Source organism: Andreesenia angusta (assembly GCF_001855385.1).
Lineage (GTDB): Bacteria > Bacillota > Clostridia > Tissierellales > Gottschalkiaceae > Andreesenia > Andreesenia angusta.
On the sequence record NZ_MKIE01000012.1, the window covers coordinates 1 to 14,438 of the forward strand.

At 45.9% G+C, this 14,438-nt stretch carries 26 protein-coding genes and 1 pseudogene; 8 read left to right on the forward strand and 19 right to left on the reverse strand.

The features are described from left to right. The first annotated feature begins 201 nt into the window (after positions 1-201). Positions 202-396 carry a YlcI/YnfO family protein gene (locus tag EUAN_RS12280; RefSeq protein ID WP_001421937.1) on the forward strand — a complete coding sequence of 65 codons (195 nt, stop codon included), beginning with the start codon at positions 202-204 and terminating at the stop codon, positions 394-396. A 164-nt stretch (positions 397-560) separates the two neighbouring features. Here EUAN_RS12280 and ybcW read toward each other — a convergent pair whose 3' ends face one another. Next, positions 561-767, reverse strand: coding sequence for a protein YbcW (ybcW, locus tag EUAN_RS10345; protein ID WP_001031427.1), 207 nt, complete (start codon positions 765-767; stop codon positions 561-563). 285 nt (positions 768-1,052) lie between these two features. Here ybcW and EUAN_RS10350 point away from each other — a divergent pair, with 285 nt between their 5' ends. Together EUAN_RS10350 and bor are read left to right on the forward strand one after the other, a co-directional pair. Further along, a complete protein-coding gene (locus EUAN_RS10350) occupies positions 1,053-1,463 on the forward strand; it encodes a DUF1398 domain-containing protein (RefSeq protein WP_012775990.1) in 411 nt (136 codons plus the stop codon). Between the two features lie 289 nt (positions 1,464-1,752). Then, positions 1,753-2,046 carry a serum resistance lipoprotein Bor gene (gene bor / locus EUAN_RS10355; protein WP_000738492.1) on the forward strand — a complete coding sequence of 98 codons (294 nt, stop codon included), beginning with the start codon at positions 1,753-1,755 and terminating at the stop codon, positions 2,044-2,046. 31 nt (positions 2,047-2,077) lie between these two features. Here the strand turns inward: bor and rzpD are convergent, their stop codons facing one another. The 17 genes and pseudogenes from rzpD to EUAN_RS10425 form a co-directional block, all read right to left on the reverse strand. After that, positions 2,078-2,539 (reverse strand): prophage endopeptidase RzpD, encoded by a 462-nt coding sequence (rzpD, locus tag EUAN_RS10360; protein WP_000092275.1) that lies wholly within the window; start codon positions 2,537-2,539, stop codon positions 2,078-2,080. Beyond that, the gene (locus EUAN_RS10365) at positions 2,536-3,012 is read right to left on the reverse strand and encodes a glycoside hydrolase family 24 protein (RefSeq protein ID WP_000229403.1); all 477 of its coding nucleotides are present in this window, start codon (positions 3,010-3,012) and stop codon (positions 2,536-2,538) included. Before EUAN_RS10365 ends, rzpD begins: the two co-directional genes overlap by 4 nt. Beyond that, positions 2,996-3,319, reverse strand: a pseudogene (locus EUAN_RS12900) (phage holin, lambda family). Before EUAN_RS12900 ends, EUAN_RS10365 begins: the two are co-directional and overlap by 17 nt. A gap of 676 nt (positions 3,320-3,995) precedes the next feature. Further along, the gene (locus tag EUAN_RS10375; protein WP_001235459.1) at positions 3,996-4,619 is read right to left on the reverse strand and encodes an antitermination protein Q; all 624 of its coding nucleotides are present in this window, start codon (positions 4,617-4,619) and stop codon (positions 3,996-3,998) included. Next, positions 4,616-5,353 carry a serine/threonine protein phosphatase gene (locus tag EUAN_RS10380; RefSeq protein ID WP_425388422.1) on the reverse strand — a complete coding sequence of 246 codons (738 nt, stop codon included), beginning with the start codon at positions 5,351-5,353 and terminating at the stop codon, positions 4,616-4,618. Before EUAN_RS10380 ends, EUAN_RS10375 begins: the two co-directional genes overlap by 4 nt. Next, positions 5,259-5,465: a phage NinH family protein gene (locus EUAN_RS10385; RefSeq protein WP_002901791.1), complete on the reverse strand. Its 207-nt coding sequence runs from the start codon at positions 5,463-5,465 to the stop codon at positions 5,259-5,261. Before EUAN_RS10385 ends, EUAN_RS10380 begins: the two co-directional genes overlap by 95 nt. Then, positions 5,462-6,076 carry a recombination protein NinG gene (locus tag EUAN_RS10390; protein ID WP_015979261.1) on the reverse strand — a complete coding sequence of 205 codons (615 nt, stop codon included), beginning with the start codon at positions 6,074-6,076 and terminating at the stop codon, positions 5,462-5,464. The genes EUAN_RS10385 and EUAN_RS10390 overlap by 4 nt, the downstream gene beginning before the upstream one ends. After that, positions 6,066-6,278 (reverse strand): protein NinF, encoded by a 213-nt coding sequence (locus EUAN_RS12295; RefSeq protein ID WP_306424353.1) that lies wholly within the window; start codon positions 6,276-6,278, stop codon positions 6,066-6,068. Before EUAN_RS12295 ends, EUAN_RS10390 begins: the two co-directional genes overlap by 11 nt. Beyond that, a complete protein-coding gene (locus EUAN_RS12300) occupies positions 6,233-6,415 on the reverse strand; it encodes a NinE family protein (protein ID WP_000113775.1) in 183 nt (60 codons plus the stop codon). The genes EUAN_RS12295 and EUAN_RS12300 overlap by 46 nt, the downstream gene beginning before the upstream one ends. Then, positions 6,382-6,555, reverse strand: coding sequence for a protein NinD (ninD, locus tag EUAN_RS12305; RefSeq protein ID WP_000984218.1), 174 nt, complete (start codon positions 6,553-6,555; stop codon positions 6,382-6,384). Before ninD ends, EUAN_RS12300 begins: the two co-directional genes overlap by 34 nt. After that, entirely contained in the window at positions 6,552-7,454 is a 903-nt protein-coding gene (locus EUAN_RS10395; protein ID WP_227864649.1) for a phosphoadenosine phosphosulfate reductase domain-containing protein, read from the reverse strand. The genes ninD and EUAN_RS10395 overlap by 4 nt, the downstream gene beginning before the upstream one ends. Then, positions 7,421-7,861, reverse strand: a complete 441-nt coding sequence (locus tag EUAN_RS10400) for a recombination protein NinB (RefSeq protein ID WP_000736903.1) — start codon at positions 7,859-7,861, stop codon at positions 7,421-7,423. Before EUAN_RS10400 ends, EUAN_RS10395 begins: the two co-directional genes overlap by 34 nt. A gap of 73 nt (positions 7,862-7,934) precedes the next feature. Beyond that, complete coding sequence (locus EUAN_RS10405) at positions 7,935-8,225, reverse strand: protein ren (RefSeq protein ID WP_000145933.1); 291 nt, start codon at positions 8,223-8,225, stop codon at positions 7,935-7,937. Beyond that, positions 8,222-8,923 (reverse strand): replication protein P, encoded by a 702-nt coding sequence (locus EUAN_RS10410; RefSeq protein ID WP_000788910.1) that lies wholly within the window; start codon positions 8,921-8,923, stop codon positions 8,222-8,224. Before EUAN_RS10410 ends, EUAN_RS10405 begins: the two co-directional genes overlap by 4 nt. Beyond that, entirely contained in the window at positions 8,920-9,819 is a 900-nt protein-coding gene (locus EUAN_RS12455; protein ID WP_000185505.1) for a replication protein, read from the reverse strand. Before EUAN_RS12455 ends, EUAN_RS10410 begins: the two co-directional genes overlap by 4 nt. 32 nt (positions 9,820-9,851) lie before the next feature. Beyond that, entirely contained in the window at positions 9,852-10,145 is a 294-nt protein-coding gene (locus EUAN_RS10420) for a CII family transcriptional regulator (RefSeq protein ID WP_000251069.1), read from the reverse strand. A gap of 118 nt (positions 10,146-10,263) precedes the next feature. After that, the gene (locus EUAN_RS10425; RefSeq protein ID WP_000437875.1) at positions 10,264-10,464 is read right to left on the reverse strand and encodes a Cro/CI family transcriptional regulator; all 201 of its coding nucleotides are present in this window, start codon (positions 10,462-10,464) and stop codon (positions 10,264-10,266) included. 100 nt (positions 10,465-10,564) lie between these two features. On the opposite strand from EUAN_RS10425, the gene EUAN_RS10430 reads away from it, so the two are divergent. The 4 genes from EUAN_RS10430 (at position 10,565) to EUAN_RS10445 (ending at position 13,468) form a co-directional block, all read left to right on the forward strand. Continuing rightward, positions 10,565-11,278, forward strand: a complete 714-nt coding sequence (locus EUAN_RS10430; RefSeq protein WP_000104864.1) for a LexA family protein — start codon at positions 10,565-10,567, stop codon at positions 11,276-11,278. A gap of 112 nt (positions 11,279-11,390) precedes the next feature. Beyond that, the gene (locus EUAN_RS10435; RefSeq protein ID WP_000788349.1) at positions 11,391-12,230 is read left to right on the forward strand and encodes a protein rexA; all 840 of its coding nucleotides are present in this window, start codon (positions 11,391-11,393) and stop codon (positions 12,228-12,230) included. Between the two features lie 15 nt (positions 12,231-12,245). Continuing rightward, entirely contained in the window at positions 12,246-12,680 is a 435-nt protein-coding gene (locus EUAN_RS10440; protein ID WP_001245922.1) for a protein rexB, read from the forward strand. 464 nt (positions 12,681-13,144) lie between these two features. Further along, complete coding sequence (locus EUAN_RS10445; protein ID WP_001564525.1) at positions 13,145-13,468, forward strand: antitermination protein N; 324 nt, start codon at positions 13,145-13,147, stop codon at positions 13,466-13,468. On the opposite strand, the gene EUAN_RS10450 is transcribed toward EUAN_RS10445, so the two are convergent. After that, a complete protein-coding gene (locus EUAN_RS10450; RefSeq protein ID WP_223248937.1) occupies positions 13,469-14,020 on the reverse strand; it encodes a superinfection exclusion B family protein in 552 nt (183 codons plus the stop codon). 197 nt (positions 14,021-14,217) lie between these two features. On the opposite strand from EUAN_RS10450, the gene EUAN_RS10455 reads away from it, so the two are divergent. Next, the gene (locus EUAN_RS10455) at positions 14,218-14,418 is read left to right on the forward strand and encodes an antirestriction Ral family protein (RefSeq protein WP_000213975.1); all 201 of its coding nucleotides are present in this window, start codon (positions 14,218-14,220) and stop codon (positions 14,416-14,418) included. The last annotated feature ends 20 nt before the right edge of the window (positions 14,419-14,438 follow it).

Here is a 14,438-nt window from a genome sequence, read left to right on the forward strand (position 1 = left end):
CCCGTAACCTGTCGGATCACCGGAAAGGACCCGTAAAGTGATAATGATTATCATCTACATATCACAACGTGCGTGGAGGCCATCAAACCACGTCAAATAATCAATTATGACGCAGGTATCGTATTAATTGATCTGCATCAACTTAACGTAAAAACAACTTCAGACAATACAAATCAGCGACACTGAATACGGGGCAACCTCATGTCAACGAAGAACAGAACCCGCAGAACAACAACCCGCAACATCCGCTTTCCTAACCAAATGATTGAACAAATTAACATCGCTCTTGAGCAAAAAGGGTCCGGGAATTTCTCAGCCTGGGTCATTGAAGCCTGCCGTCGGAGACTAACGTCAGAAAAGAGAGCATATACATCAATTAAAAGTGATGAAGAATGAACATCCCGCGTTCTTCCCTCCGAACAGGACGATATTGTAAATTCACTTAATTACGAGGGCATTGCAGTAATTGAGTTGCAGTTTTACCACTTTCCTGACAGTGACAGACTGCGTGTTGGCTCTGTCACAGACTAAATAGTTTGAATGATTAGCAGTTATGGTGATCAGTCAACCACCAGGGAATAATCCTTCATATTATTATCGTGCTTCACCAACGCTGCCTCAATTGCTCTGAATGCTTCCAGAGACACCTTATGTTCTATACATGCAATTACAACATCAGGGTAACTCATAGAAATGGTGCTATTAAGCATATTTTTTACACGAATCAGATCCACGGAGGGATCATCAGCAGATTGTTCTTTATTCATTTTGTCGCTCCATGCGCTTGCTCTTCATCTAGCGGTTAAAATATTACTTCAAATCTTTCTGTATGAAGATTTGAGCACGTTGGCCTTACATACATCTGTCGGTTGTATTTCCCTCCAGAATGCCAGCAGGACCGCACTTTGTTACGCAACCAATACTATTAAGTGAAAACATTCCTAATATTTGACATAAATCATCAACAAAACACAAGGAGGTCAGACCAGATTGAAACGATAAAAACGATAATGCAAACTACGCGCCCTCGTATCACATGGAAGGTTTTACCAATGGCTCAGGTTGCCATTTTTAAAGAAATATTCGATCAAGTGCGAAAAGATTTAGACTGTGAATTGTTTTATTCTGAACTAAAACGTCACAACGTCTCACATTATATTTACTATCTAGCCACAGATAATATTCACATCGTGTTAGAAAACGATAACACCGTGTTAATAAAAGGACTTAAAAAGGTTGTAAATGTTAAATTCTCAAGAAACACGCATCTTATAGAAACGTCCTATGATAGGTTGAAATCAAGAGAAATCACATTTCAGCAATACAGGGAAAATCTTGCTAAAGCAGGAGTTTTCCGATGGGTTACAAATATCCATGAACATAAAAGATATTACTATACCTTTGATAATTCATTACTATTTACTGAGAGCATTCAGAACACTACACAAATCTTTCCACGCTAAATCATAACGTCCGGTTTCTTCCGTGTCAGCACCGGGGCGTTGGCATAATGCAATACGTGTACGCGCTAAACCCTGTGTGCATCGTTTTAATTATTCCCGGACACTCCCGCAGAGAAGTTCCCCGTCAGGGCTGTGGACATAGTTAATCCGGGAATACAATGACGATTCATCGCACCTGACATACATTAATAAATATTAACAATATGAAATTTCAACTCATTGTTTAGGGTTTGTTTAATTTTCTACACATACGATTCTGCGAACTTCAAAAAGCATCGGGAATAACACCATGAAAAAAATGCTACTCGCTACTGCGCTGGCCCTGCTTATTACAGGATGTGCTCAACAGACGTTTACTGTTCAAAACAAACCGGCAGCAGTAGCACCAAAGGAAACCATCACCCATCATTTCTTCGTTTCTGGAATTGGGCAGAAGAAAACTGTCGATGCAGCCAAAATTTGTGGCGGCGCAGAAAATGTTGTTAAAACAGAAACCCAGCAAACATTCGTAAATGGATTGCTCGGTTTTATTACTTTAGGCATTTATACTCCGCTGGAAGCGCGTGTGTATTGCTCACAATAATTGCATGAGTTGCCCATCGATATGGGCAACTCTATCTGCACTGCTCATTAATATACTTCTGGGTTCCTTCCAGTTGTTTTTGCATAGTGATCAGCCTCTCTCTGAGGGTGAAATAATCCCGTTCAGCGGTGTCTGCCAGTCGGGGGGAGGCTGCATTATCCACGCCGGAGGCGGTGGTGGCTTCACGCACTGACTGACAGACTGCTTTGATGTGCAACCGACGACGACCAGCGGCAACATCATCACGCAGAGCATCATTTTCAGCTTTAGCATCAGCTAACTCCTTCGTGTATTTTGCATCGAGCGCAGCAACATCACGCTGACGCATCTGCATGTCAGTAATTGCCGCGTTCGCCAGCTTCAGTTCTCTGGCATTTTTGTCGCGCTGGGCTTTGTAGGTAATGGCGTTATCACGGTAATGATTAACAGCCCATGACAGGCAGACGATGATGCAGATAACCAGAGCGGAGATAATCGCGGTGACTCTGCTCATACATCAATCTCTCTGACCGTTCCGCCCGCTTCTTTGAATTTTGCAATCAGGCTGTCAGCCTTATGCTCGAACTGACCATAACCAGCGCCCGGCAGTGAAGCCCAGATATTGCTGCAACGGTCGATTGCCTGACGGATATCACCACGATCAATCATAGGTAAAGCGCCACGCTCCTTAATCTGCTGCAATGCCACAGCGTCCTGACTTTTCGGAGAGAAGTCTTTCAGGCCAAGCTGCTTGCGGTAGGCATCCCACCAACGGGAAAGAAGCTGGTAGCGTCCGGCGCCTGTTGATTTGAGTTTTGGGTTTAGCGTGACAAGTTTGCGAGGGTGATCGGAGTAATCAGTAAATAGCTCTCCGCCTACAATGACGTCATAACCATGATTTCTGGTTTTCTGACGTCCGTTATCAGTTCCCTCCGACCACGCCAGCATATCGAGGAACGCCTTACGTTGATTATTGATTTCTACCATCTTCTACTCCGGCTTTTTTAGCAGCGAAGCGTTTGATAAGCGAACCAATCGAGTCAGTACCGATGTAGCCGATAAACACGCTCGTTATATAAGCGAGATTGCTACTTAGTCCGGCGAAGTCGAGAAGGTCACGAATGAACTAGGCGATAATGGCGCACATCGTTGCGTCGATTACTGTTTTTGTAAACGCACCGCCATTATATCTGCCGCGAAGGTACGCCATTGCAAACGCAAGGATTGCCCCGATGCCTTGTTCCTTTGCCGCGAGAATGGCGGCCAACAGGTCATGTTTTTCTGGCATCTTCATGTCTTACCCCCAATAAGGGGATTTGCTCTATTTAATTAGGAATAAGGTCGATTACTGATAGAACAAATCCAGGCTACTGTGTTTAGTAATCAGATTTGTTCGTGACCGATATGCACGGGCAAAACGGCAGGAGGTTGTTAGCGCGACCTCCTGCCACCCGCTTTCACGAAGGTCATGTGTAAAAGGCCGCAGCGTAACTATTACTAATGAATTCAGGACAGACAGTGGCTACGGCTCAGTTTGGGTTGTGCTGTTGCTGGGCGGCGATGACGCCTGTACGCATTTGGTGATCCGGTTCTGCTTCCGGTATTCGCTTAATTCAGCACAACGGAAAGAGCACTGGCTAACCAGGCTCGCCGACTCTTCACGATTATCGACTCAATGCTCTTACCTGTTGTGCAGATATAAAAAATCCCGAAACCGTTATGCAGGCTCTAACTATTACCTGCGAACTGTTTCGGGATTGCATTTTGCAGACCTCTCTGCCTGCGATGGTTGGAGTTCCAGACGATACGTCGAAGTGACCAACTAGGCGGAATCGGTAGTAAGCGCCGCCTCTTTTCATCTCACTACCACAACGAGCGAATTAACCCATCGTTGAGTCAAATTTACCCAATTTTATTCAATAAGTCAATATCATGCCGTTAATATGTTGCCATCCGTGGCAATCATGCTGCTAACGTGTGACCGCATTCAAAATGTTGTCTGCGATTGACTCTTCTTTGTGGCATTGCACCACCAGAGCGTCATACAGCGGCTTAACAGTGCGTGACCAGGTGGGTTGGGTAAGGTTTGGGATTAGCATCGTCACAGCGCGATATGCTGCGCTTGCTGGCATCCTTGAATAGCCGACGCCTTTGCATCTTCCGCACTCTTTCTCGACAACTCTCCCCCACAGCTCTGTTTTGGCAATATCAACCGCACGGCCTGTACCATGGCAATCTCTGCATCTTGCCCCCGGCGTCGCGGCACTACGGCAATAATCCGCATAAGCGAATGTTGCGAGCACTTGCAGTACCTTTGCCTTAGTATTTCCTTCAAGCTTTGCCACACCACGGTATTTCCCCGATACCTTGTGTGCAAATTGCATCAGATAGTTGATAGCCTTTTGTTTGTCGTTCTGGCTGAGTTCGTGCTTACCGCAGAATGCAGCCATACCGAATCCGGCTTGTGATTGCGCCATCCCCATAGCAGCCATCACATCAGTACCGGAAAGAGAGTCAGAAGCCGTGGCCCGTGGTGAGTCGCTCATCATCGGGCTTTTTGGCGAATGAAATTTAGCTACGCTTTCGAGTCTCATGCGCCTTCTCCCTGTACCTGAATCAATGTTAGGTTTCCGCAGAACACTGCGCCGGTATCGATATACATTTGGTTGGCAAACTTGAGTGGTTTCACTGCTGGCGTATGACCAAAGATGAACGTGTCCGCGCCTTTGATTTCTTTCACGATCCCGTTTTGTGAGTTGCTGATTCGTTCGCGGTTCCAGATTACCTGCTGATGATCAACTGGCTTTCCAAACTCGTATTCGTCAAAGGGATAATCGGCGTGGCAGATAACATATTTTTTATCTTTGCTCACCAGTTCGATGATTAACGGAAGTTCATCTGCTTTATGGGCAAGAGCTTTAGCCAGAATTTCTTTGTCGTAATCGAGATTAAAGAACCAGCCACCGCCATTAAGCAGCCAGTGATTAACGTTTCCACGCTCTGATAAGCCATCAATCATCATTTGCTCATGGTTTCCACGTACAGCTCTGAACCAGGGGAATGTGATTAATTCCAGGCATTCAACGTTCTCTGCACCACGATCAACCAAATCGCCCACCGAGATAAGCAGGTCTTTTTTGTTGTCGAATCCAATCGTATCCAGTTTGTTCATCAGGTTCGTGTAGCATCCGTGCAGATCGCCAACTACCCAAATATTTCGGTATTTGCTGCCATCAATTTTTTCGTAATAGCGCATCTCTTTCACTCCATCCGCGATGAACCATGAGAACGTCGTTGACGATGGCGTGCATTTTCCCGTCTTTATCATCAACGTATTTTCTGACCGTACCGCGACTACATTTCAGTCTGCGTGCTACTTCTGTCTGATTTCCGTATGTTTCAACGAGCATGTCTGGAATGGTTTTTACTGAGAACGTCATGCGGCCTCACTTCTGCTATTTCGCAGGTCTTTGAGTTTCTGTTGGTACTCTGCCTTGATCGCCTTGCACTCTTCGATAGTCCAGCGATGGCGGTTATGGTTTGATTCGATTTCGTCTACTGCTTCCTGCCCGATGCGGCTAATCAGTTCGACGCGATACGGAACGAGATTTCCGCTTTTGTGCTGGTTGCACACCACGCATTGCTTGTGAATATTGCGTTCATTAAATCGGAGTTGAGGTGCCGCAGCAGTTGTCCGGTAATGTCCGGCATCCCACTGAGCAGACGTGAGCGTTCCGCACGAGATACATGGTAAGTCGCGGTCTCTTTCTCTGATGAAGGCGTTTACGGCTTGTTGGGCTTGTTTAATCCAGTAACTGCGGGGCTTTAAGGCGAGTTTTCGAATCTTAAGTTTATCTTTCTGTTTCTGCTCCTCTCGTCGTCGTTTCTTCTCTGCTGCTTTTTCCGCTTTTTCGCGTTCTTTACTTCGTCGTTCGAGTGCTATCTTGGTTCCACACTCTGGAGAGCACCACCACTGATTAGCGAATGCAGGGTGAAACCATTCCCGGCATTCATCGTTTTTACATCGTCTTCGCGCTGGTTTAGCCATCATCTTCTTCCTCGTGCATCGAGCTATTCGGATCGCTCATCAGTTCTGCGCAGCAGTGCTCACACACGTGAACTTCCAGCACATGCAGCTTCTGACCGCAGTTAGCGCACGTTAAAGCTCGCTCGACGCTTTCTTGTTCGTAACTTCGATTTTGGTCAATCACCTTGTTTTCCTCGCACGACGTCTTAGCCACCGGATATCCCACAGGTGAGCCGTGTAGTTGAAGGTTTTTACGTCAGATTCTTTTGGGATTGGCTTGGGTTTATTTCTGGTGCGTTTCGTTGGAAGGTATTTGCAGTTTTCGCAGATTATGTCGGTGATACTTCGTCGCTGTCTCGCCACACGTCCTCCTTTTCCTGCGGTAGTGGTAACACCCCTGTTGGTGTTCTTTCACACCGGAGACACCATCGATTCCAGTAAGGTTGATTTGGTCGGAAGCGGTTATCTTCTTTGCATTCACCGCACCGATAACATCGCATCATGCAGCTTCCCTCCCGAAGTCGAAATCAAGCTGCCCTCCAAATATTTCGCATGACTCAGAACAAGAGCCGGTATCGAATCTTTTAGCTCGTACCATGTCCTGATACAGGGCTTGATAATCATTTTCTGAATACATTTTCGCGATACCGTCCAGCGACATTCTTCCTCGGTACATAATCTCCTTTGGCGTTTCCCGATGTCCGTCACGCACATGGGATCCCGTGATGACCTCATTAAAAACACGCTGCAATCCCTCCTCATCTTTGCAGGCAAGTCCGATTTTTTGCGTTGATTTTTTAATGCAGAATATGCAGTTACCGAGATGTTCCGGTATTTGCAAATCGAATGGTTGTTGCTTCCACCATGCGAGGATATCTTCCTTCTCAAAGTCTGACAGTTCAGCAAGATATCTGATTCCAGGCTTTGGCTTTAGCCGCTTCGGTTCATCAGCTCTGATGCCAATCCACGTGGTGTAATTCCCTCGCCCGAAATGGTCATCACAGTATTTGGTGAAGGGAACGAGTTTTAATCTGTCAGTGCAGAACGCGCCGCCGACGTATGGAGTGCCATATTTCTTTACCATATCGATAAATGGCTTCAGAACAGGCATTCGCGTCTGAATATCCTTTGGTTCCCATACCGTATAACCATTTGGCTGTCCAAGCTCCGGGTTGATATCAACCTGCAATACGGTGAGCGGTATATCCCAGAACTTCACAACTTCCCTGACAAACCGATATGTCATTGGATGTTCACAACCTGTATCCATGAAAACGTAATGCACGTCTTTACCTGCCCGTCGCTTTTGCTCCATTAGCCAGAGCAAATATGCTGACGTCCTGCCACCGGAGAAACTAACGACATTTATCATGCAGCCCTGTCTCCCCATCTCGCTTTCCACTCCAGAGCCAGTCTCGCTTCGTCTGACCACTTAACGCCACGCTCTGTACCGAATGCCTGTATAAGCTCTAATAGCTCCGCAAATTCGCCTACACGCATCCTGCTGGTTGACTGGCCTATTACCACAAAGCCATTCCCGGCAAGGTTAGGAACAACATCCTGCTGCTTTAATGCTGCGGTAAACACACACTTCCAGCTTTCTGCATCCAGCCAGCGACCATGCCATTCAACCTGACGAGAGACGTCACCTAAGCAGGCCCATAGCTTCCTGTTTTGGTCTAAGCTGCGGTTGCGTTCCTGAATGGTTACTACGATTGGTTTGGTTGGGTCTGGAAGGATTTGCTGTACTGCGTGAATAGCGTTTTGCTGATGTGCTGGAGATCGAATTTCAAAGGTTAGTTTTTTCATGACTTCCCTCTCCCCCAAATAAAAAGGCCTGCGATTACCAGCAGGCCTGTTATTAGCTCAGTAATGTAGATGGTCATCTTTTAACTCCATATACCGCCAATACCCGTTTCATCGCGGCACTCTGGCGACACTCCTTAAAAACCAGGTTCGTGCTCATCTTTCCTTCCCGTTCTTCCCTGGTAGCAAACCGGTAATACACCGTTCGCCAGACCTTACCTTCGATAACCAGAAGACCTGCCCGTGCCATTTTAGCCGCGGCCTGATTTATGCTGGTTACTGTTGCGCCTGTTAGCGCGGCAACGTCCGGCGCACAGAAGCTATTATGCGTCCCCAGGTAATGAATAATTGCCTCTTTGCCCGTCATACACTTGCTCCTTTCAGTCCGAACTTAGCTTTGATTTCTGCGATCTTCGCCAGAGCCTGTGCACGATTTAGAGGTCTACCGCCCATGACAGGAAGTTGTTTTACTGGTTCAGGGATCGCCTCACCACGGTTAATTCTCGCAGTCATATGGACAAGCTCATCTGCGGCCTTACGGCGTAATTCCGCATCAGTAAGCGCATTGGCCCGCATGTTCTGATACAGGTTGGTAACCAGCCAGTAGTGCGCGTTTGATTTCCACGGATAAGACTCCGCATCCGGATACAGGCCTCGCTTCCGGCAATACTCGTAAACCATATCAACCAGCTCGCTGACGTTTGGCAGTCCGGCGGTAACGGATGCTTCTTCCCGGCACCATGCAACAAACTGCCCGGGTGATGGCAGAAATGGTCGATTCTGCCGACGGGCTACGCGCATTCCTGCGTTAACCTGTTCCATCGTGGTGATCCCGTTTTCCCGAAAAGCCAGAACCCACTGGCGACGGATTTCGTTCACTTCGTTCTGGTCACGGTTAGCCAGGCTCGCCGGGAAAGTTGCCAGTAACTGGCTGAACACACCGTTGATGATCTGCGCTACCTGCTGTACCTGCGGCTTTTCGTCGTACTGTTCCGGCATGTTGTTGGCGATCCGACGCATCTGCTCACGGTCAAAGTTAACCATCTGTGCGGCGATGTTTTTCATAGATCCACCCCGTAAATCCAGTCTGTGTTTGTCAGGTCGAGTTTTGGTTTGCTGGCTGTCACGCCTGCCTGTTGCTTGTTACGGTTGATTTCGAGTTGGGTCCACTTATCGCGGAGTTTGGCCGGGCTCAGCACGTTACCGGACCAGAAGTTGTCCTGGCATGCCCAGCGGAACAGCACACACATGTCGCGGTGGTTACGTCCGTCACGTTCACGCATCAGGCGGATATCGTTAGCCCACCCAGCAAAATTCGGTTTTCTGGCTGATGGTGCGATAGTCTTCACCATGTCAAACATCCACTCTGCGGCGGTCAGGTCTTCTGCTGTCCCCCACTTGCTGCCGCTCTGAATTGCAGCATCCGGTTTCACCACAGAAAGGTCGTTTTCTGGCTGGTCAGAGGATTCGCCAGAATTCTCTGACGAATAATCTTTTCTTTTTTCTTTTGTAATAGTGTCTTTTGTGTCCCCCTGTTTTGAGGGATAGCAATCCCCCAATTTGAGGGATGTTTTATCCCTCGTTTTAGGGGATTTTCCCTCGTTTTGAGGGATGCACCATTCTGAGATGTTTTTATTTGGTCCAAACATGCCGCCTTGCTGCTTGATAATATTCATTCTGACGAGTTCTAACTTGGCTTCATTGCACCGTTTGACAGGTAACTTTGTAATCTCGCTAAGTTGAGAATCGGTGATTCTGTCCATTGGTTTATTCCACCCATAGGTTTTACGCAGAATGGCAAGCAGCACTTTAAACTGTCGCTTGGTCAGATCTGCGCCCGAATAAGCCTCAAGCAGCATATTTGATAGTCTGGCGTAACCATCATCGAGATCTGCCACATTACGCTCCTGTCCGGCAAAGTTACCTCTGCCGAAGTTGAGTATTTTTGCTGTATTTGTCATAATGACTCCTGTTGATAGATCCAGTAATGACCTCAGAACTCCATCTGGATTTGTTCAGAACGCTCGGTTGCCGCCGGGCGTTTTTTATTGGTGAGAATCGCAGCAACTTGTCGCGCCAATCGAGCCATGTCGTCGTCAACGACCCCCCATTCAAGAACAGCAAGCAGCATTGAGAACTTTGGAATCCAGTCCCTCTTCCACCTGCTGATCTGCGACTTATCAACGCCCACAGCTTCCGCTGTCTTCTCAGTTCCAAGCATTGCGATTTTGTTAAGCAACGCACTCTCGATTCGTAGAGCCTCGTTGCGTTTGTTTGCACGAACCATATGTAAGTATTTCCTTAGATAACAATTGATTGAATGTATGCAAATAAATGCATACACCATAGGTGTGGTTTAATTTGATGCCCTTTTTCAGGGCTGGAATGTGTAAGAGCGGGGTTATTTATGCTGTTGTTTTTTTGTTACTCGGGAAGGGCTTTACCTCTTCCGCATAAACGCTTCCATCAGCGTTTATAGTTAAAAAAATCTTTCGGCCTGCATGAATGGCCTTGTTGATCGCGCTTTGATATACGCCGAGATCTTTAGCTGTCTTGGTTTGCCCAAAGCGCATTGCATAATCTTTCAGGGTTATGCGTTGTTCCATACAACCTCCTTAGTACATGCAACCATTATCACCGCCAGAGGTAAAATAGTCAACACGCACGGTGTTAGATATTTATCCCTTGCGGTGATAGATTTAACGTATGAGCACAAAAAAGAAACCATTAACACAAGAGCAGCTTGAGGACGCACGTCGCCTTAAAGCAATTTATGAAAAAAAGAAAAATGAACTTGGCTTATCCCAGGAATCTGTCGCAGACAAGATGGGGATGGGGCAGTCAGGCGTTGGTGCTTTATTTAATGGCATCAATGCATTAAATGCTTATAACGCCGCATTGCTTACAAAAATTCTCAAAGTTAGCGTTGAAGAATTTAGCCCTTCAATCGCCAGAGAAATCTACGAGATGTATGAAGCGGTTAGTATGCAGCCGTCACTTAGAAGTGAGTATGAGTACCCTGTTTTTTCTCATGTTCAGGCAGGGATGTTCTCACCTAAGCTTAGAACCTTTACCAAAGGTGATGCGGAGAGATGGGTAAGCACAACCAAAAAAGCCAGTGATTCTGCATTCTGGCTTGAGGTTGAAGGTAATTCCATGACCGCACCAACAGGCTCCAAGCCAAGCTTTCCTGACGGAATGTTAATTCTCGTTGACCCTGAGCAGGCTGTTGAGCCAGGTGATTTCTGCATAGCCAGACTTGGGGGTGATGAGTTTACCTTCAAGAAACTGATCAGGGATAGCGGTCAGGTGTTTTTACAACCACTAAACCCACAGTACCCAATGATCCCATGCAATGAGAGTTGTTCCGTTGTGGGGAAAGTTATCGCTAGTCAGTGGCCTGAAGAGACGTTTGGCTGATCGGCAAGGTGTTCTGGTCGGCGCATAGCTGATAACAATTGAGCAAGAATCTTCATCGAATTAGGGGAATTTTCACTCCCCTCAGAACATAACATAGTAAATGGATTGAATTATGAAGAATGGTTTTTATGCGACTTACCGCAGCAAAAATAAAGGGAAAGATAAGCGCTCAATAAACCTGTCTGTTTTCCTTAATTCTCTGCTGGCTGATAATCATCACCTGCAGGTTGGCTCCAATTATTTGTATATTCATAAAATCGATGGAAAAACTTTTCTCTTTACCAAAACAAATGACAAGAGTCTGGTTCAGAAGATAAATCGCTCTAAAGCTTCAGTTGAAGATATTAAGAACAGCCTCGCAGATGACGAATCATTGGGATTCCCATCTTTTTTGTTTGTTGAAGGCGACACCATTGGTTTTGCCAGAACTGTTTTCGGGCCGACCACATCCGATCTGACAGATTTTTTAATCGGGAAAGGAATGTCATTAAGCAGTGGAGAGCGCGTTCAGATAGAGCCACTGATGAGGGGAACCACCAAAGACGATGTTATGCATATGCATTTCATCGGCCGAACAACGGTGAAGGTAGAAGCCAAGCTACCTGTATTTGGCGATATATTAAAGGTCTTAGGGGCAACAGATATTGAAGGGGAGCTTTTTGACTCATTGGATATAGTCATTAAGCCAAAATTTAAAAGGGATATAAAAAAGGTTGCCAAGGATATTATTTTTAACCCGTCACCTCAATTTTCAGACATTAGCCTGCGGGCAAAAGATGAGGCCGGAGATATTTTAACAGAACATTATCTATCAGAAAAAGGCCATCTCTCAGCGCCTCTGAACAAGGTCACCAATGCTGAGATAGCTGAAGAGATGGCATATTGCTACGCAAGAATGAAAAGTGATATACTGGAATGTTTTAAAAGGCAGGTGGGCAAAGTTAAGGATTAATTATCAGGAGTAATTATGCGGAACAGAATCATGCCTGGTGTTTACATAGTAATAATTCCTTACGTTATCGTAAGCATTTGCTATCTCCTTTTCCGCCACTACATTCCTGGTGTTTCTTTTTCAGCTCATAGAGATGGTCTTGGGGCGACATTGTCATCATATGCAGGAACCATGATTGCAATCCTGATTGCTGCCTTGACGTTTCTAATCGGAAGCAGAACGCGCCGACTGGCCAAGATTAGAGAGTATGGGTATATGACATCGGTAGTTATTGTCTATGCCCTTAGTTTTGTTGAGCTTGGAGCTTTGTTTTTCTGCGGGTTATTGCTTCTTTCCAGCATAAGCGGCTACATGATACCCACTATCGCCATCGGCATTGCCTCTGCATCGTTCATTCATATATGCATCCTTGTTTTCCAACTATATAATTTGACCAGAGAACAAGAATAACCCGGCCTCAGCGCCGGGTTTTCTTTGCCTCACGATCGCCCCCAAAACACATAACCAATTGTATTTATTGAAAAATAAATAGATACAACTCACTAAACATAGCAATTCAGATCTCTCACCTACCAAACAATGCCCCCCTGCAAAAAATAAATTCATATAAAAAACATACAGATAACCATCTGCGGTGATAAATTATCTCTGGCGGTGTTGACATAAATACCACTGGCGGTGATACTGAGCACATCAGCAGGACGCACTGACCACCATGAAGGTGACGCTCTTAAAAATTAAGCCCTGAAGAAGGGCAGCATTCAAAGCAGAAGGCTTTGGGGTGTGTGATACGAAACGAAGCATTGGCCGTAAGTGCGATTCCGGATTAGCTGCCAATGTGCCAATCGCGGGGGGTTTTCGTTCAGGACTACAACTGCCACACACCACCAAAGCTAACTGACAGGAGAATCCAGATGGATGCACAAACACGCCGCCGCGAACGTCGCGCAGAGAAACAGGCTCAATGGAAAGCAGCAAATCCCCTGTTGGTTGGGGTAAGCGCAAAACCAGTTAACCGCCCTATTCTCTCGCTGAATCGCAAACCGAAATCACGAGTAGAAAGCGCACTAAATCCGATAGACCTTACAGTGCTGGCTGAATACCACAAACAGATTGAAAGCAACCTGCAACGTATTGAGCGCAAGAATCAGCGCACATGGTACAGCAAGCCTGGCGAACGCGGCATAACATGCAGTGGACGCCAGAAAATTAAGGGAAAATCGATTCCTCTTATCTAGTTACTTAGATATTGGCCTTGGCTTTATCTCAATATTATATGGATCATAGCTGGCAACTAATTCAGTCCAGTAAATATCCTCAATAGGGAATAATATATGCTTTCCATTCCATCGGGAAAAAGTTTTGTTCAACACACCAAGCTCAATCAACTCACTAATGTATGGGAATTGTTTTGATGTAACCACATACTTCCTGCCTTCATTAAGGGCTGCGCACAAAACCATAGATTGCTCTTCTGTAAGGTTTTGAATTACTGATCGCACTTTATCGTTTTGCATCTTAATGCGTTTTCTTAGCTTAAATCGCTTATATCTGGCGCTGGCAATAGCTGATAATCGATGCACATTAATTGCTAGCGAAAATGCAAGAGCAAAGACGAAAACATGCCACACATGAGGAATACCGATTCTCTCATTAACATATTCAGGCCAGTTATCTGGGCTTAAAAGCAGAAGTCCAACCCAGATAACGATCATATACATGGTTCTCTCCAGAGGTTCATTACTGAACACTCGTCCGAGAATAACGAGTGGATCCATTTCTATACTCATCAAACTGTAGGGGTTGTAATAGTTTATCCGATTTCTCGCTGTAGGGGTACACGAGAACCACCGAGCCTGATGTGGTTAAAAGACAGGCACAATCTTTACTACCGCAATCCACTATTTAAGGTGATATATGGAAGAAGAATTTGAAGAGTTCGAAGAGCATCCTCAGGATGTGATGGAACAATACCAGGACTATCCGTATGACTACGACTATTGATAAAAATCAATGGTGTGGACAATTCAAGCGATGCAATGGATGCAAGCTGCAATCGGAATGCATGGTTAAGCCTGAAGAAATGTTTCCTGTAATGGAAGATGGGAAATATGTCGATAAATGGGCAATACGAACGACGGCAATGATTGCCAGAGAACTTGGTAAACAGAACAACAAAGCTGCCTGATAGTGGCCTTTATTTTTGGC

Excerpts from the sequence above, each read along its gene's own strand:
- EUAN_RS12455 (WP_000185505.1), bottom strand. The coding sequence starts at position 9,819 with ATGACAAATACAGCAAAAATACTCAACTTCGGCAGAGGTAACTTTGCC.
- EUAN_RS10430 (WP_000104864.1), top strand. The coding sequence starts at position 10,565 with ATGAGCACAAAAAAGAAACCATTAACACAAGAGCAGCTTGAGGACGCA.
- EUAN_RS10400 (WP_000736903.1), bottom strand. The coding sequence starts at position 7,861 with ATGAAAAAACTAACCTTTGAAATTCGATCTCCAGCACATCAGCAAAAC.
- EUAN_RS10450 (WP_223248937.1), bottom strand. The coding sequence starts at position 14,020 with ATGAGTATAGAAATGGATCCACTCGTTATTCTCGGACGAGTGTTCAGT.
- EUAN_RS10420 (WP_000251069.1), bottom strand. The coding sequence starts at position 10,145 with ATGGTTCGTGCAAACAAACGCAACGAGGCTCTACGAATCGAGAGTGCG.
- rzpD (WP_000092275.1), bottom strand. The coding sequence starts at position 2,539 with ATGAGCAGAGTCACCGCGATTATCTCCGCTCTGGTTATCTGCATCATC.
- EUAN_RS10405 (WP_000145933.1), bottom strand. The coding sequence starts at position 8,225 with ATGACGGGCAAAGAGGCAATTATTCATTACCTGGGGACGCATAATAGC.
- EUAN_RS10410 (WP_000788910.1), bottom strand. The coding sequence starts at position 8,923 with ATGAAAAACATCGCCGCACAGATGGTTAACTTTGACCGTGAGCAGATG.
- EUAN_RS10350 (WP_012775990.1), top strand. The coding sequence starts at position 1,053 with ATGGCTCAGGTTGCCATTTTTAAAGAAATATTCGATCAAGTGCGAAAA.
- EUAN_RS10455 (WP_000213975.1), top strand. The coding sequence starts at position 14,218 with ATGACTACGACTATTGATAAAAATCAATGGTGTGGACAATTCAAGCGA.
- EUAN_RS10435 (WP_000788349.1), top strand. The coding sequence starts at position 11,391 with ATGAAGAATGGTTTTTATGCGACTTACCGCAGCAAAAATAAAGGGAAA.
- bor (WP_000738492.1), top strand. The coding sequence starts at position 1,753 with ATGAAAAAAATGCTACTCGCTACTGCGCTGGCCCTGCTTATTACAGGA.
- EUAN_RS10445 (WP_001564525.1), top strand. The coding sequence starts at position 13,145 with ATGGATGCACAAACACGCCGCCGCGAACGTCGCGCAGAGAAACAGGCT.
- EUAN_RS10375 (WP_001235459.1), bottom strand. The coding sequence starts at position 4,619 with ATGAGACTCGAAAGCGTAGCTAAATTTCATTCGCCAAAAAGCCCGATG.
- EUAN_RS10380 (WP_425388422.1), bottom strand. The coding sequence starts at position 5,353 with ATGATAAAGACGGGAAAATGCACGCCATCGTCAACGACGTTCTCATGG.
- ninD (WP_000984218.1), bottom strand. The coding sequence starts at position 6,555 with ATGATGCGATGTTATCGGTGCGGTGAATGCAAAGAAGATAACCGCTTC.
- ybcW (WP_001031427.1), bottom strand. The coding sequence starts at position 767 with ATGAATAAAGAACAATCTGCTGATGATCCCTCCGTGGATCTGATTCGT.
- EUAN_RS10385 (WP_002901791.1), bottom strand. The coding sequence starts at position 5,465 with ATGACGTTCTCAGTAAAAACCATTCCAGACATGCTCGTTGAAACATAC.
- EUAN_RS10365 (WP_000229403.1), bottom strand. The coding sequence starts at position 3,012 with ATGGTAGAAATCAATAATCAACGTAAGGCGTTCCTCGATATGCTGGCG.
- EUAN_RS10425 (WP_000437875.1), bottom strand. The coding sequence starts at position 10,464 with ATGGAACAACGCATAACCCTGAAAGATTATGCAATGCGCTTTGGGCAA.
- EUAN_RS12280 (WP_001421937.1), top strand. The coding sequence starts at position 202 with ATGTCAACGAAGAACAGAACCCGCAGAACAACAACCCGCAACATCCGC.
- EUAN_RS10440 (WP_001245922.1), top strand. The coding sequence starts at position 12,246 with ATGCGGAACAGAATCATGCCTGGTGTTTACATAGTAATAATTCCTTAC.
- EUAN_RS10390 (WP_015979261.1), bottom strand. The coding sequence starts at position 6,076 with ATGATGGCTAAACCAGCGCGAAGACGATGTAAAAACGATGAATGCCGG.